This is a genomic window from Pseudomonas rhizozeae, from assembly GCF_031583775.1.
Classification (GTDB): Bacteria; Pseudomonadota; Gammaproteobacteria; order Pseudomonadales; family Pseudomonadaceae; genus Aquipseudomonas.
This window is the reverse complement of the sequence record NZ_JAVLSB010000047.1, coordinates 69220-83734: the sequence shown is the minus strand read 5'-3', so window position 1 is coordinate 83734 and position 14515 is coordinate 69220. Positions and strand designations below refer to the sequence as shown.

General features: G+C 63.1%; 17 protein-coding genes. 4 read left to right on the top strand and 13 right to left on the bottom strand.

The window, feature by feature from the left end:
• The first annotated feature begins 49 nt into the window (after positions 1-49).
• Together dxs and RG836_RS15945 are read left to right on the top strand one after the other, a co-directional pair.
• Positions 50-1948 carry a 1-deoxy-D-xylulose-5-phosphate synthase gene (gene dxs / locus RG836_RS15950; RefSeq protein ID WP_310847194.1) on the top strand — a complete coding sequence of 633 codons (1899 nt, stop codon included), beginning with the start codon at positions 50-52 and terminating at the stop codon, positions 1946-1948.
• 127 nt (positions 1949-2075) lie between these two features.
• Positions 2076-3959 carry a TonB-dependent receptor domain-containing protein gene (locus tag RG836_RS15945; RefSeq protein WP_310847192.1) on the top strand — a complete coding sequence of 628 codons (1884 nt, stop codon included), beginning with the start codon at positions 2076-2078 and terminating at the stop codon, positions 3957-3959.
• A gap of 18 nt (positions 3960-3977) precedes the next feature.
• On the opposite strand, the gene RG836_RS15940 is transcribed toward RG836_RS15945, so the two are convergent.
• The 13 genes from RG836_RS15940 to nrdR form a co-directional block, all read right to left on the bottom strand.
• Entirely contained in the window at positions 3978-4331 is a 354-nt protein-coding gene (locus RG836_RS15940; RefSeq protein WP_310847190.1) for a hypothetical protein, read from the bottom strand.
• A gap of 192 nt (positions 4332-4523) precedes the next feature.
• Positions 4524-5321: a cobalamin-binding protein gene (locus tag RG836_RS15935; RefSeq protein ID WP_310847188.1), complete on the bottom strand. Its 798-nt coding sequence runs from the start codon at positions 5319-5321 to the stop codon at positions 4524-4526.
• Positions 5321-5740, bottom strand: a complete 420-nt coding sequence (locus tag RG836_RS15930) for an MFS transporter (RefSeq protein ID WP_310847186.1) — start codon at positions 5738-5740, stop codon at positions 5321-5323. The genes RG836_RS15935 and RG836_RS15930 overlap by 1 nt, the downstream gene beginning before the upstream one ends.
• Positions 5737-6354, bottom strand: coding sequence for a GTP cyclohydrolase II (gene ribA, locus RG836_RS15925; protein ID WP_310847184.1), 618 nt, complete (start codon positions 6352-6354; stop codon positions 5737-5739). Before ribA ends, RG836_RS15930 begins: the two co-directional genes overlap by 4 nt.
• A gap of 141 nt (positions 6355-6495) precedes the next feature.
• Positions 6496-7236, bottom strand: a complete 741-nt coding sequence (locus RG836_RS15920) for a substrate-binding periplasmic protein (protein ID WP_310847182.1) — start codon at positions 7234-7236, stop codon at positions 6496-6498.
• Between the two features lie 41 nt (positions 7237-7277).
• Complete coding sequence (locus RG836_RS15915) at positions 7278-7781, bottom strand: phosphatidylglycerophosphatase A family protein (protein WP_310847179.1); 504 nt, start codon at positions 7779-7781, stop codon at positions 7278-7280.
• Complete coding sequence (gene thiL, locus RG836_RS15910) at positions 7778-8743, bottom strand: thiamine-phosphate kinase (protein WP_310847177.1); 966 nt, start codon at positions 8741-8743, stop codon at positions 7778-7780. The genes RG836_RS15915 and thiL overlap by 4 nt, the downstream gene beginning before the upstream one ends.
• An 18-nt stretch (positions 8744-8761) precedes the next feature.
• Positions 8762-9262, bottom strand: coding sequence for a transcription antitermination factor NusB (nusB, locus tag RG836_RS15905; protein ID WP_310847174.1), 501 nt, complete (start codon positions 9260-9262; stop codon positions 8762-8764).
• Positions 9259-9735 (bottom strand): 6,7-dimethyl-8-ribityllumazine synthase, encoded by a 477-nt coding sequence (gene ribH / locus RG836_RS15900; protein WP_077045597.1) that lies wholly within the window; start codon positions 9733-9735, stop codon positions 9259-9261. Before ribH ends, nusB begins: the two co-directional genes overlap by 4 nt.
• 88 nt (positions 9736-9823) lie before the next feature.
• Positions 9824-10918 (bottom strand): bifunctional 3,4-dihydroxy-2-butanone-4-phosphate synthase/GTP cyclohydrolase II, encoded by a 1095-nt coding sequence (gene ribBA, locus RG836_RS15895; protein ID WP_310847170.1) that lies wholly within the window; start codon positions 10916-10918, stop codon positions 9824-9826.
• A 28-nt stretch (positions 10919-10946) separates the two neighbouring features.
• The gene (locus RG836_RS15890; protein ID WP_310847167.1) at positions 10947-11609 is read right to left on the bottom strand and encodes a riboflavin synthase; all 663 of its coding nucleotides are present in this window, start codon (positions 11607-11609) and stop codon (positions 10947-10949) included.
• 47 nt (positions 11610-11656) lie between these two features.
• Positions 11657-12790 (bottom strand): bifunctional diaminohydroxyphosphoribosylaminopyrimidine deaminase/5-amino-6-(5-phosphoribosylamino)uracil reductase RibD, encoded by a 1134-nt coding sequence (gene ribD / locus RG836_RS15885; protein ID WP_310847165.1) that lies wholly within the window; start codon positions 12788-12790, stop codon positions 11657-11659.
• A complete protein-coding gene (nrdR, locus tag RG836_RS15880; RefSeq protein WP_003228656.1) occupies positions 12787-13251 on the bottom strand; it encodes a transcriptional regulator NrdR in 465 nt (154 codons plus the stop codon). The genes ribD and nrdR overlap by 4 nt, the downstream gene beginning before the upstream one ends.
• 127 nt (positions 13252-13378) lie before the next feature.
• On the opposite strand from nrdR, the gene RG836_RS15875 reads away from it, so the two are divergent.
• Positions 13379-13849, top strand: a complete 471-nt coding sequence (locus RG836_RS15875) for a YbaY family lipoprotein (RefSeq protein WP_310847162.1) — start codon at positions 13379-13381, stop codon at positions 13847-13849.
• Positions 13846-14502 carry a class I SAM-dependent methyltransferase gene (locus tag RG836_RS15870; protein ID WP_310847160.1) on the top strand — a complete coding sequence of 219 codons (657 nt, stop codon included), beginning with the start codon at positions 13846-13848 and terminating at the stop codon, positions 14500-14502. The genes RG836_RS15875 and RG836_RS15870 overlap by 4 nt, the downstream gene beginning before the upstream one ends.
• The last annotated feature ends 13 nt before the right edge of the window (positions 14503-14515 follow it).

Here is a 14515-nt window from a genome sequence, read left to right as displayed (position 1 = left end):
ATGCATCAGGTAAACTGCGGCATCTTTTATACCTATAACGATTCGCCTGATGCCCACGACGTTTCATGACATTCCCCGCAAGCGCCCGACCACGCCCCTGCTCGACCGTGCCAACACGCCGGACGGCCTGCGCCGGTTAGGTGAAGCCGAGCTGGAAACCCTGGCCGATGAATTGCGCCTGGAATTGCTCTACACGGTCGGCCAGACCGGTGGGCATTTCGGTGCTGGCCTGGGCGTGATCGAGCTGACCATCGCGTTGCATTACGTCTTCGACACCCCGGACGACCGGTTGGTGTGGGACGTTGGCCATCAGGCCTATCCTCATAAAATCCTCACCGGGCGCCGCGAGCGCATGGCCACCCTGCGCCAAAAGGACGGCGTGGCGGCGTTCCCTCGTCGCGCCGAGAGCGAGTACGACACCTTTGGCGTCGGCCACTCCAGTACTTCGATCAGCGCCGCCCTGGGCATGGCCATTGCCGCCCGCTTGCAGAACAGTGACCGCAAGGCAATCGCAGTAATCGGCGACGGCGCACTGACTGCCGGCATGGCCTTCGAAGCGTTGAACCACGCGCCGGAAGTCAACGCCAACATGCTGGTGATCCTCAACGACAACGACATGTCGATCTCGCGCAATGTCGGGGGGCTGTCGAATTACCTGGCGAAAATCCTCTCCAGCCGTACCTACGCCAGCATGCGCGAGGGCAGCAAGAAAGTGCTGTCGCGTCTGCCCGGCGCCTGGGAAATCGCCCGCCGCACCGAAGAGTACGCCAAGGGCATGCTCGTCCCCGGCACGCTGTTCGAAGAACTTGGCTGGAACTACATCGGCCCGATTGACGGCCACGACCTGCCGACGCTGATCGCCACCCTGCGCAACATGCGCGACCTCAAAGGCCCGCAGTTCCTGCACGTGGTGACCAAGAAAGGCAAGGGCTTCGCCCCGGCTGAAGTCGACCCGATTGGCTACCACGCCATCACCAAGCTCGAACCGCTGGACGCCCCCGCCGCCGCGCCGAAAAAGGCCGGCGGGCCGAAGTATTCCGCGGTGTTCGGTGATTGGCTGTGCGACATGGCCGCTGCGGATGAGCGGCTGGTCGGCATTACCCCGGCGATGAAGGAAGGCTCCGACCTGGTGGCCTTCAGCGAACGTTTCCCGCAGCGCTATTTCGACGTAGCGATCGCCGAGCAACACGCGGTGACCCTTGCTGCCGGCATGGCCTGTGAAGGCGCGAAACCGGTGGTGGCGATTTATTCGACCTTCCTCCAACGCGGCTACGACCAGTTGATCCACGACGTCGCGGTGCAGAACCTCGACGTGCTGTTCGCCATCGACCGCGCCGGCCTGGTGGGCGAAGACGGCCCGACCCACGCCGGCAGTTTCGACTTGTCGTTCCTGCGTTGCATCCCCGGGATGCTGGTGATGACCCCGAGCGATGAAAACGAACTGCGCAAAATGCTCAGCACCGGCCACCTGTACAACGGCCCGGCCGCCGTGCGCTATCCCCGTGGCAGCGGCCCGAACGCGAGCATCGACAAAGACCTCGAACCGCTCGAGATCGGCAAAGGCGTGATCCGTCGCCAGGGCAGCAAGGTCGCCCTGCTGGTGTTCGGCGTGCAACTGGCCGAAGCGCTGAAAGTCGCCGAAACCCTGGACGCGACCGTGGTCGACATGCGCTTCGTCAAACCCCTCGACGAAGCGTTGGTGCGTGAAATCGCGGCCAGCCATGAGCTGCTGGTGACGATTGAAGAAAACGCAATCATGGGCGGCGCCGGTGGCGCAGTCAGCGAATTCCTCGCCCGCGAGAACATTCTCAAGTCGATGCTGCATCTGGGCCTGCCCGACAGCTACGTCGAGCATGCCAAACCGGCGCAGATGCTAGCGGAATGCGGGCTGGACGAGGCGGGGATCGAGGCGTCGGTGCGCCAGCGGATGGCGTTGCTGAATATCTAATCGCCCCACCCTGTGGGAGCGAGCCTGCTCGCGAAACGGTCTGTCAGTCACTGGTCAGTTGGCTGGCCTGCCGCCTTCGCGAGCAGGCTCGCTCCCACAGTTGTCCGTGCCTTATTCCGGAACGCTCATGAATTTTTCCCGCCTCGCCCTGCCCCTGATCCTGCTGCCCACCGCCCATGTATTCGCCGAGAGCTTCGAACGCGACCAAGCGCTGAAGCTGCCGGACGTGCTGATCAGCGCCAACCGGCAGGTCGAAGCGCGCAATGACAGCAGTGCCGCCAACACGGTATTCACCCGCGACGACATCGAACGCCTGCAACCCGGCAGCGTCACCGATCTGTTGCAGCGCGTACCGGGCGTGCAGGTCAGCCAGACCGGCGGGCGCGGCAGTTTGCCGGGGATCTATATTCGCGGCACGCAGTCGGCGCAAAGCCTGGTGCTGGTGGACGGCCAGCGGATCGGCAACTCGACCTCCGGCGACAGCAACCTGCAACACTTGAACATCGAGCAGATCGAACGGGTTGAAGTGCTGCGCGGCTCGCGCTCGGTGATTTACGGCAGTGATGCGATTGGCGGCGTGATCCAGATTTTCACCCGACGCGGCGTCGAACAAGGCTTGCAACCGCGCCTGCACGTCGGTGTCGGCAGCAACCAGACCTGGGAACGTAGCCTGGGCCTGTCAGGTGGCGATCAGCAAACCCGCTTCAACCTCGGGGCCAGCCTCGACGACACCGCCGGCATCGACCGCACCCACGCCTCCTACCCCAGCGACGGCGATCACGACGCTTACCGCAGTAAATCCGTGAGCCTGAGCCTCAGTCATGCCGTCAACGATGACCTCGAAGTCGGCGCGAACCTGCTGGATAACCGCGGCAAAAGCGAATTCGACAACCCGTTTGGGCGCTTCGACCCCGTCACCTTCGAGTCCGTGCAACAGCAGCCTTACAGCGAGTTCGCCGTCAGCAGTTTCAGCACTTACGTTGACGGGCGGATCAATGAGCGCTGGAAATCGCGCCTGGAACTCGGCCACAGCGAAAACCGGGAGAAGACCTTCGACAAACTCAGCGACGAGCGCACGGTGTTCAACACCTACCGCGACTCGCTGAACTGGCAGAACGACCTGAGCCTCGATGCGCGCAACAGCCTGATCGTCGGTGGCGACTGGTATGAAGATCGGGTCAACAGCAGCACCGCGTTCGACGAAGACAGCCGCTGGAACCGCGCGGCGTTTATCCAGCATCGTTTCCAAGCCGAGGTTTTTTCCACCGAACTCGGGCTGCGCCGTGACCAAAACCAGCAATTCGGCGGCCAGAACAGTTGGAGCGGCACCTTCACCCTGCCGCTCAACCCGAACAACGACCTGCTGCTGACTTATAGCGAAGGTTTCCGCGCGCCGACCTTCAACGACCTGTATTACCCCGACTTCAGCAACCCCGATCTCAAGCCCGAAACCTCCAAAAGCTATGAGCTGCAATGGCGCAGCCAACTGACAGACAGTGCGCGCCTGGAAGCGTCGCTTTATCGCACCGACCTCGAGGACGCGATCATCTTCGGCAGCAGCAACCGCCCGGAAAACGTCGCCTCGGCACGGATCAATGGCTTCGAAGCGGCGCTCAAGCAGGATGTGTTTGGCTGGCAGAGCAACCTCGGAGTGGCGATCATCGACCCGCGCGACCGCGACACCGGCCACACCCTGGCCCGTCGCGCGCGGCGCACGCTGAGCCTGGACCTTGATCGGCAATTCGATCGCCTCGGCCTCGGTGCCAGTTGGCAAGCGGTCAGCAGCAGCTACGACGACAACGGCAACACCCAGCCATTGGGCGGTTATGCACTGCTGGGATTGCGCAGCAGTTGGGCGCTGAATCGCGAGGTCAGGCTGGAGTTGAAAGTCGATAACCTTCTGGACAAGGGTTACAGCCGCGCGCTGTACAGTTATGACGGCGGGCAGGATGGCTATCGCGAGGAAGGCCGGGCGTGGGTGTTTGGGGTGACTTGGACCCCAGCGTGGTAATCACCCCGAGCGTACCGCTTATTTTTGTCGAGGCAATTTGTTGGAGTTGAGTCTGCCGCCGGCGAGCGCCTGGGCACAGGTCGAAAAGCCGTTGGCATTGATCTGGCTCTTGTCGGTAAAGGCGACGAAGAAATCAGTCTTCTTGCCTTTGTTTTTCAACTTGTAATCAAAACACTGGGCGGTCCCACCGCGAATAGACGTGATGAGTTTGGGCTGCTCGATGGCAAGGATGTCTTGTTTAGTCCCACCACGCTCAGAAGCGGTCACCAACGGGTGGTCGATAAATGCCATCAGCGTCGCCACTCCTTTGACGGTGCCGCACCCGGTCAATAAAACGGAAAGTACTCCAACACTGGCAATGAGCAAACGCATGGATAGTCCTGAGTGGATTGATCGAAAGGCTTTGCGCTCGGCCCTGCTCGGCGGCGCAATTTGGACAAGCCTAATCAATCTCACCATTAGAAGCTGTCAGAGTATTCCCAGGAGGCTCGGCGATTAGTCGACAGTTCAGGTCATCCCATTCACAGTGGTCGAAACCTTACTAGCACTGGCGGTGCAGCGACGTTAGCGCTCCGGCGCAACCAGCGCACACAGTGCGGCGGTCGCCTCGATCATCTGCCCGCTCGGCCTCTCCAGGCCTTTATCGGTGACCAACAACAGTCGCCCCTGCTTCACCGCGTCCATCTGCGGCCAAGCTTTCCACGCGTCGAGTTGCGCCTGATCACTCGCGAGGATCACCTGCGGATTGCGCTGCAACACCGCTTCAACGCTGACTTGCGGCGCCGGCAATGTCAGGTCGGCGAACAGATTGCGCGCGCCGCACAGCGCCAACGCATCGCTGATGATCTGGCCGCCGCCGACGGTGTACAGCGGCCGATCCCAGACTTGGTAAAACACGCCCACCGGCTCGTCGCGGCGATAGCGCTGGCGCAGGCTGGCCAGCCGTTGGCGCAGATCGGCGGCCAGCGCCTGGCCACGCTCAGGTCGGCCGAGTCGGTCGGCGATGGCCTCGATCTGCGCCGCGAGTTGTTCCAGGCTGTGAGGTTCGGCGACATAGATGGGAATGCCCAGCCGACTGAGCTGATCGCGCTGCGCCGGGCCGACGCTGCCGGGCCAGAGCAGCAGCAAATCCGGTTTGAGGCTGAGCAAGCGCTCCATGTCCAACTGACCGTAGCGGCCCACGGAGGGAATATCGCGCAGCTCAGCGGGACGCTCGCCGGCATCGAGCACCCCGACCAGCAGATCGGCCGAGCCCAGTTCGACGACGATTTCCGAGAGCGACGGCGCTAGGCTGACCACGCGTTCGACCGCCAGCGCCGGGCCACCGAAGGCCAGCAGCACCGCCAGCCAAGTGCGGCGCATCAGCCGAGTTGACGCGGGATACGGTAGAGGTAGAACAGCACCGCGGTCGACAACGCCAGCAACATCAACGGCACCGCTTCGAGGCCGACAAATACTGCCAGGGCGCCGATCCACGCCGGCAACCCCGCCGCGAGAAACGCCGCGCGTCGCGTGGCCGCCAAAGCGATCCAGGCGCCGGGTTCGTCCGGGGTATCGAGGGTTTTCTGGGTGGCGATCAGTGCATGTTTGTAGCGGCCGAAGAACTTCAAACTGACAAACATCGACGCCACACCGGCGATAAACATCGGCATGGCCAACACCGGCAGAATCGCCTCGCTTTCACCGAACACGCCATTGATCACGAACAGTGGCAGCAACGCCATGGCGAAATATTGCCACCAACTGAAGGACAACCGGCGCCGCACCTGACCGCGAGTCACGCGCGGTCGACCTCGCCCTGATGCTCGTTGCCCATCATATGGTCGAGCTTGCTGGCCTTGGTCGCCAGGTACAGTTTGTTGTGCGGATTGTGGCCGGTGTGCAGCGGTACGCGCTCGGCGACCACGATGCCCATGTCGGTCAGGGCTTTGACCTTGCGCGGGTTGTTCGTCATCAGGCGCAGCGAGCTGACGCCCAAGTGCTGCAGCATTGGCAGGCACATGGCGTAGTCGCGCTGGTCGGCAGCGAAACCGAGGCGCTCATTGGCCTCAACGGTGTCGGCCCCGCCGTCCTGCAATTCGTAAGCGCGGATTTTGTTCAGCAGGCCGATGCCGCGACCTTCCTGACGCAAGTACAGCAGCACGCCACGGCCTTCGCGGGCAATCGCTTTCAGCGCGGCCTCCAGTTGCGAGCCGCAGTCGCAACGCTGGCTGAACAAGGCATCGCCGGTCAGGCATTCGGAGTGCAACCGGCCAAGGACGGGAGCGCCATCGGCGAAGTCGCCGAGGCTGAGCACAACGTGCTCGCGGCCAGTGGCCTCATCGAGAAAGCCATGCATGGTGAATTGCGCAAAAGGGGTGGGCAGCTTGCAAGCGGCGACAAAAACGACGGGCACCGTTGTGCTCCTGATCAGTATGGGACTGGAGATTCGCAGAGGCGGCATTGTAACAGCAGGTTTAAGCAGACGCTTAGGCTGAATTATCGAGGATAAGTATCGATAAGTTTGATAGTGCGCCCGCCGCACGCATGGGCCAAGTCACTGGCCAGCAAAGGGATACGGCTGGCCCCAACGCTTGAAGATCGGCTTCAGCTCCCCACTTTTCACCAACTGCTCCATGCGCTGGTCGAACAGCGCCATCAGCGTCCTGGCTCTCGGAGTATTGGCGAAGCACAGGTACAGCGGCAATTGGGCCACGTGTGATTTGCGGAACTGGGTGGGATCCTTGGCCATGCCGAGCACGTAGTCGACCTCGGGCAGGGCATCGATGTAGAAGTCGGCACGGTTGTGCGTCAGCATCGACAGGATGCCCGTGCGGCGGATCACTTCATCGTACTTATGCACGTTCGGCAGGTAGTTCTGGTACTTGTAGCCGCGCACCCAGGCGAGTCGGTAGCTGCCGATATTTTCCGCTGAGGGCGCCGGGCTGGACGCCAGGCCCAGGGCATAAATCTGGTCGGTGTCGAAATTCCAGCGCGGGTACAGTACCCCTTCGTTCTCATCGCGGTAGGCGCCGACGCAGGCGTCGACTTCGCCCAATTGCGCCAGGCCTACGGAGCGGGTGTACGGCACGGTCCGGAAGTCGACCCTGACCCCGACCGGCTCGAAGACCGCGCGTAACACGTCCCAACCGAGGCCTCGGCCATCGGCGCCGGTATAGTCTTCCCACTCTTCACTGGCCAGGTGAATCACCGTCGGCGGCGGCGACTCGTTACCCGCCCGGACCACAGCGCAAAACAACAGCGCCAGAATCGCCATCCAAACACCGCGTCCAGCCATCCTTTGCCCCCTCAGATTCCAACGCGCCCCGTACCAGGGCCTCAGGCGAACAACCAGACCAGCCCCTGCATGGCCAGCCAGGCGAAGACCCCGGCCAGTACGTCATCAAGCATGATGCCCACGCCGCCATGCACATGACGGTCGATCCAGCGAATCGGCCAGGGCTTGAGGATGTCGAAGAAGCGGAACACCAGGAACCCTGCCAGCAACCAGTACCATCCTTCCGGCACCAGCCACAGGGTGATCCACATTCCGACCATCTCATCCCAGACGATGCCTTCGTGGTCATGCACGCGTAAATCATCGGCCACTTTGCCGCACAGCCAGAAGCCGAACAGCATGGTGATGCCGAGCATCAGCCAGTAGCCCCAGTCGGGCATCATCTGCCACAACGGGATAAAGGGTAGCGCAACTAAAGAACCCCAGGTGCCCGGCGCCTTGGGCAATGTGCCCGAACCGAAGCCGAATGCCAGGAAATGCCAGGGATTGCGCCAGACCGACGGCGGTACGAATTCCGCCGGAACCTGATTGGGATGATCTGTCACGGTGTCTCCCGAAAATGTTGGTAGCCCCGGGTCAGCGGGGTGATGTCCTGTCCGTCGCCATCGTGCAGCGTCACGCCCTGCCCCGCCACTACGCGACCGACCACATGCACCGGCCAGCCGGCGGCAAGCAGCGCTGGCAACTCGGTGGGCGGCAAGGTAAATGCCAGCACATAGTCATCGCCCCCGGCCAGGGCCGCGTGTTCTGCATCTGCCTGGCCGAGCAAGGCGACTAAAGCCTTCGACAGCGGCAGCCTGTCCCGTTCAACTTGAATGGCCACCTTCGACGCCAGGGCGATGTGCCCACAGTCGGCGAGCAAGCCATCGGAGATATCCAGCGCCGAGGTTGCCTTGCCGCGCAAGGCCAGGCCCAGTGCCAGTTGTGGCCTCGGCGACCAGTAATGCGCCAGCAGGGGATCGGCAATCGCCGTCTCGGCCGTGCGCTGGCCCAGCACCAGCGGCAAGGCGCCAGCAGCATTGCCCAGTTCACCCCCGACGCACAGCAGGTCGCCGACTTGCGCACCACTGCGGGTCAGCGCCTGACCGGTGGGCACGGCGCCGAACACGGTCATGGTGATGCTCAGCGGCCCACGGGTGGTATCGCCGCCCACCAGCGCTACCTTGCAGCGCTGCGCCATGGCGTTCAAACCACGGGCGTAGGCTTCCAGCCAAGCGGCGGTCACGGTCGGCAAGGTCAGGGCTAGGGTAAATGCGAGGGGGGTGGCGCCCATGGCGGCCAGGTCGCTGACCGCTACGGCCAGCGAACGCTGACCGAGCAGAAACGGGTCGCAAGGGTCGGAGAAATGCACACCGGCCACCAGCGTATCGGTGGAAATCGCCAACTGTTCCCCGGCGGGAACCGCCAGCAAGGCGCAGTCGTCGCCGATCCCCAGTGCAACGCCCTCGCCGCCCTGCGCACAGGGCGCGGCGGCGAAGTAATGACGGATCAGCTCAAACTCGCCCATTGCGGTTGCAAGCGCGGGTTAGCGCTTGAACGCCTTCACTTCAGCTTCACGCAAGCGCGGGGCCAGTTTGTCGAGCACGCCGTTGACGAACTTGTGGCCGTCGGTGGACCCGAAAACCTTGGCCAGCTCGATGCCTTCGTTGATCACCACGCGGTACGGCACGTCAACGCGTTCGAGCAATTCCCAGGTCGACAGGCGCAACACCGCCAGTTCGACCGGGTCCAGCTCTTCGATGGTCAGGTCGAGGCACGGCTTGAGCGCGTCGTCGATCTTGTCCTTGTTAGCCGGAACCCCGTGCAGGATTTCGCGGAAATAGGCGCCATCGACATCGCTGAAATCGTTATCGACCCGGAACTGCGCTTCGATCTCGTTGAGCGATTGCTTGGCCATATGCCATTGGTACAGCGCCTGGGTCGCGAGCTGACGGGCCTCGCGACGCTTGACGCTTTTCGATGGCTTGCCGGCATCCGCAGGCTTTGGATCGCGCGGGTTGAAACGATCGCTTTCGTCGCTAATCACTTGGCCTCCAACTGCGCCAGCAGGCTGACCATTTCCAGAGCGGACAGGGCAGCTTCAGCACCTTTGTTGCCGGCCTTGGTGCCGGAACGCTCGATGGCTTGCTCGATGGAGTCCACGGTCAGGACGCCGAACGCGACCGGCACGCCGAATTCCATGGACACCTGGGCCAGACCCTTGGTGCACTCGCCAGCGACGTATTCGAAGTGCGGAGTACCGCCACGAATGACCGCGCCCAGTGCGATGATCGCCGCGAACTCGCCCTTCTGCGCGACTTTCTGCGCAACCAGCGGGATTTCGAAGGCGCCAGGCGCACGGATGAGGGTGATGTCGCTTTCGCTCACGCCATGGCGAACCAGGGCATCGACTGCACCGCTGACCAGGCTTTCAACGACGAAACTGTTGAAGCGGCCTACGACCAGGGCGTAGCGGCCTTTAGGGGCGATGAAGGTACCTTCGATGGTCTTCAGGGTCATTCGTTAGATCTCTTAAAGAGCCGGGACGCGTCTGCTACGCGTCCCTCAGTGATGTGTTAACCGCGAATTCAAGCCAGGCAATACCCGGTCATTCTTCGGAGGGCACGTATTCTACAACTTCCAGATCGAAACCGGATATCGCATTAAATTTCATTGGCGCACTCATCAGGCGCATTTTGCGCACACCGAGGTCACGTAAAATCTGCGAACCAGCCCCGACAATGCTGTACGTAGTCGGTTTTTTCACCGCCGTGTGGTCGGCGGTTTCGCGGATGTGCGCCAGCAACACGTCGCCGTCGAGCGGGTGACCGAGCAACAGCACTACGCCACTGCCGGCCTCGGCCACCGCGGACATCGCGGCCCGCAGGCTCCAGCGACCCGGTTGCTTGACCATCAACAGGTCGCGCAGCGGGTCCATGTTGTGCACCCTCACCAGCGTCGGCTCTTCGGCGCACACGGTGCCCAGGGTCAGGGCCATGTGCACGTCGCCTTCCACGGAATCACGATAAGTCACCAGGTTGAATTGGCCCAGTTCGCTGTCCAGCGGCTGCTCGGCAATCCGCTGAACGGTACGTTCGTGGATCATCCGGTAGTGAATCAGGTCGGCGATGGTACCGATCTTGATGTCGTGCTCGGCGGCAAACGCTTCCAGCTCGGCGCGACGGGACATGGTGCCGTCGTCGTTCATCACTTCGCAGATTACCCCGCTCGGCTCGAAACCGGCCATGCGCGCCAGGTCGCAGGCTGCTTCGGTGTGGCCGGCACGGGCCAGGGTGCCGCCGGCCTGGGCCATCAGCGGGAAAATGTGGCCGGGGCTGACGATGTCTTCCGCCTTGGCATCCTTCGCGGCGGCGGCCTGCACGGTGCGCGCGCGGTCGGCGGCGGAGATGCCGGTGGTCACGCCAGTGGCGGCTTCGATAGAAACGGTGAACTTGGTGCCGAAACCCGAGCCGTTGCGCGGCGCCATCAGCGGCAGCTTGAGGGTTTCGCAGCGCTCGCGGCTCATTGGCATGCAGATCAGGCCGCGGGCGTGCTTGGCCATGAAGTTGATGTGCTCGGCCTGGCAGCACTCGGCGGCCATGATCAGATCGCCTTCGTTCTCGCGGTCTTCGTCATCCATGAGGATGACCATCTTGCCTTGGCGGATGTCTTCAACCAGTTCTTCGATGCTATTGAGCGCCACAAGGCACCCCCTTTTCGACATTAGAGCTTCAGGATTTGAGGTAGCCGTTGGCGGCCAGAAAGCTTTCGGTGATGTTACTGGCCGCCGGCTCCGCGGCTTTGTCGCCCAGCAACAGGCGCTCCAGGTAACGGGCCAGCAAGTCGACTTCCAGGTTCACCCGGCGCCCCGGCTGGTACGACGCCATGATGGTTTCGCTCAGGGTGTGGGGAATGATGGTCAGCAGGAATTCGGCGCCATCGACTGCGTTCACGGTCAGGCTGGTGCCGTCGACGGTGATCGAGCCTTTATGGGCGATGTATTTGGCCAGGTCTTTCGGCGCACGGATGCGAAACTCCACTGCCCGGGCGTTTTCGGTGCGGGCGACCACTTCGCCAACGCCGTCAACATGACCACTGACCAGATGCCCGCCAAGGCGCGTGGTCGGGGTCAGGGCTTTTTCCAGGTTGACCGGACTGCCGCTTTTCAGGTCGTTCATCGCGGTGCAGTCGAGGGTTTCGCGGCTGACGTCGGCAGCAAAGCCGTTGCCGGGCAGCTCAACCGCCGTCAGGCACACGCCGTTGACCGCGATGCTGTCGCCCAGCTTGACGTCGCTCAGGTCGAGCTTGCCGGTTTCGACGTAGACCCGCACATCGCCGCCTTTTGGGGTCAATGCACGAATGCTGCCGATGGATTCGATGATGCCGGTAAACATGGAGTCCTCCTCGAGAACAGGGCCAGCGCTAACGCAATGGCCGGGAATTATACGCTCGCTGCCAACGAAGGAATGGCAGTGACTCGCCAGTCATCGCCGACGGCGCGGATTTCGGTGATTTTCAGTTCGGGCGCGTCTTTCATCAGCGCGAGCGGCCAGTCCAGCAGCGGCCGCGCCGAGGAACCGAGAAATTTGCCAGCGAGAAAGATCTGGAATTCGTCGACCAGCCCTTGCTGCGCAAACGCACCGGCCAGACGCGGGCCGGCTTCCACCAGCACTTCGTTGACGTCACGGCGAGCGAGTTCGACCAGCAATTGACGCAAGTCGACCTGGCCATCATCGCCGGGCACGATCAGGCATTCCGGGCCGTTGGCATACTGTTCTTCGACCGCTACGCAGGTCGCGACCAGCGCCGGGCCGGCCTTGAAAAACGGTGCATTGAGCGGCACTCGCAAGCGGCCGTCGATCAGCACCCGCAGCGGCGGGCGGCTCATGACCAGGGCGGTTTGCTGAGGATCAAGCCCCAGCTCCCCGGCCCGCACGGTCAACCGCGCACCGTCCGCCAGCACCGTGTCGGCGCCGGTCAGCACCACATCGGCCTGGGCGCGCAGGCGTTGCACCGCCGAACGCGCGGCCGGGCCGGTGATCCACTGGCTCTCGCCGCTTTCCATGGCGGTGCGGCCGTCGAGACTCATGGCCAGTTTCACTCGCACAAACGGCAAGCCGTGCTCCATGCGTTTGAGGAAGCCTTGATTGAGCTTGCGCGCCTCGCCTTCGAGCACGCCGCTGTCGGTGGCGATGCCGGCCTGGGCCAGGCGTTGCAGACCGCGACCGGCGACGTCCGGGTTGGGGTCCTGCATGGCCGCGACCACCCGCGCCACCCCGGCGTGCACCAAGGCATCGGCGCAGGGCGGCGTGCGCCCGTGATGGCTGCACGGCTCGAGCGTGACGTAAGCGGTGGCGCCACGGGCCTTGTCACCCGCCGCGCGTAACGCGTGGACTTCGGCGTGCGGCTCGCCGGCGCGCACGTGCCAGCCTTCGCCGACAATCTGCCCGTCGCGCACCACCACGCAACCGACACGGGGGTTGGGATGGGTGGTGTAATGGCCGCGCCGCGCCAGTTCCAGCGCGCGGGCCATGTAGTGGGCGTCGAGGACGGCTTGCTCAGGGGTCGTGGTCATTCTTTTACCGGCTCACGGGCCAGGCGATCGATTTCTTCGCGGAACTCGTTGAGGTCCTGGAAGCGCCGATACACCGAGGCGAAACGGATGTAGGCGACTTCGTCGAGCTTTTGCAGCTCGGCCATCACCAGTTCACCGACCACCAGGGATTTGACCTCGCGCTCCCCCGTGGCCCGCAGTTTGTGCTTGATGTGCACCAGCGACGATTCCAGGCGTTCGACACTCACCGGGCGCTTCTCCAGCGCGCGCTGCATGCCGGCGCGGAGTTTTTCTTCGTCGAAGGGCTGACGGCTGCCGTCGGTTTTGATCAGGCGCGGCAACACCAGTTCAGCGGTCTCGAACGTCGTGAAACGCTCGCCGCAGGCCAGGCATTCACGCCGGCGGCGCACCTGTTCGCCCTCGGCGACCAGACGCGAGTCGATGACCTTGGTGTCGTTGGCACCGCAGAAGGGACAGTGCATGGTGGCAGGCAACAAAAAAAGGGAGGGCCATGGTAGCGCATCCCCGTGGCAAGACAAGCCATAGGGTTTACGGTATACAGACGCCTAGATCGCTTGATCCATGGATTTCAGTTTGCCGGAGTCGCAAATGTCGCTACGACCGCTCGTATTACTCAGTCTTTTCAGCCTGCTGGTGGCTTGCGGCAGCGACGCCCCCAAGACCCAGCCACAGCCGCCGACACCCGGCCCCGCGCCGCAACAGGCGCAGAAAAAAGCCAAGGAATCCGCCGACCTCGGCCCGTTGCCGGCGTATCAGCGAGAGTTGAGCGGCACCCTGCAGGGCATTCCTACCGGCGCTGAGGTCGAGCTGGCGCTGCTGGTGATCGACGACAAGGATCGGCCACAACAACTGCTCGCCAGTTCCAGCCTGATCGGCACCAACCAGATTTTGCCGTTTCGCCTGCGTTTCAACCCGGACTCGTTCCCACTGGGTGCGCGGGTCGAGTTGCGTGGCCGCGCCAGCCAGTCCGGGCAATTGATCCTGCACCTGCCGGCGCAACGCATCGATCAGCCGACCAGCCAAGCCTTGGGCCAATTGCAATTCGTCAAAGCCCCATGACACCACCGCTCGACCTGCAACAGGCGTTGGCCGGTTTGCTCGGCGACGCTCGATTGGTCGCCGAGCCCTTGCCGGGCACTGACCTGCGCCTGTGGCTGATCGACGGCAACAACATGCACCGTGCCTTCAGCCCCGAGGAAACCCGGCGCATCCTGCACGAACCGCCCTATTGGAGTTTCTGTTGGGCCAGCGGCCTGGCGATGGCGCGCTACTTCGCCGAACAGCCGCACTGGGTTCAGGGCAAGCGCATCCTCGATTTCGGCGCCGGTTCCGGCATTGCCGGGATCGCCGCGCTGAAACACGGCGCGCTAGAAGTGGTGGCTTGCGATCTCGACCCACTGGCGCTGGCCGCTTGTCGGGCGAATGCTCAACTCAATGACGTGGAACTGGGTTACTCGGCGGATTTTTTCGCCGAGGCGGATCGCTTTGACCTGATCCTGGTGGCGGACGTGTTGTACGACCGAGCCAATCTGCCGCTGCTCGACCAGTTCCTCAGCCGCGGCCGCGAGGCGCTGGTGGCGGATTCGCGGGTGCGGGATTTTCGTCATCCGCTGTATCAACGCATCGAAATGCTCGAGGCGCTGACCTTGCCCGATCTGGCCGAGCCAGAAGAGTTTCGCCATGTGAGCCTCTACCACGCCCGACGCGCCTAGCCTTATAGTTGCG